We start from the raw sequence: 694 nt of genomic DNA, 5'->3' as shown, positions 1-694 counted from the left end.
CAGCGTCCTGCCGGCATTGGCCGAGCCGGTCTGCGTAAGGCTGGCGGCGCGCAGGCCCAGCGCGCCGCCGGCGTACAGCTGGCCGTCGTTGGACAGCACGGTCGCGCTGCTCAGGCTGGCATCGCCCAGCGCCGACAGGCTGGCGCCAGCGGCGTTGCTGAGGCTGCTGGCGTTGGCGCTGAGCGCGCCGCCGGCCACGACCTGGGCCTGGTTCTGCAGCGCCCCGGCGCTGCTCAGCGCGAGGTCGCCACGCGATTGCACGGTGCCGGCCAGCGACAGGTCGCCGACGCTGCGCAGCGCCAGGGTCGTGCCGGCGTCGAGCACGCCGGCCTGGGCGATGCTGGCACCGTCCAGCGCCAGTGCGCCGCCGCTCTGCACCTGACCGCTCTGCAGCAACGCGCCCTGCGCATGCAGCGTGGCGTTGCCGCCGGCCGCCAGGGTGGCGCTGCTGCGCAACTGGCCATCGGCACTCAGCTGCAGATCGCCATCGGTGCGGACCACACCGTCCAGCGTGGCGTCGCCCGCCGCCTGCAGTTGCACGCGGCCCGCGCCCAGGGTGCCCGATTGCAGCAAGGCGCCGCCGGCCTGCGCGGTCAGCGCGCCCTTTGCCGCCACCTGCCCGGCCAGGGCCAGGTCGCCGCGGCTGCGCAGGGCGACGTCGCCGCCCTGGCTGCCGAGTTCGCCGCTGCTGCGC

At 76.1% G+C, this 694-nt stretch carries 1 pseudogene; it reads right to left on the bottom strand.

The window, feature by feature from the left end:
• Window positions 1-694: pseudogene (locus tag D180_RS12510) on the bottom strand (hypothetical protein); the annotation flags it as partial.

It is taken from the genome of Xanthomonas sp. SHU 166 (assembly GCF_000364685.1).
GTDB classification, from domain to species: Bacteria; Pseudomonadota; Gammaproteobacteria; order Xanthomonadales; family Xanthomonadaceae; genus Xanthomonas_A; species Xanthomonas_A sontii.
Note: the sequence above shows the minus strand (reverse complement) of the source record. Positions and strands in the feature narration are given on the sequence as shown.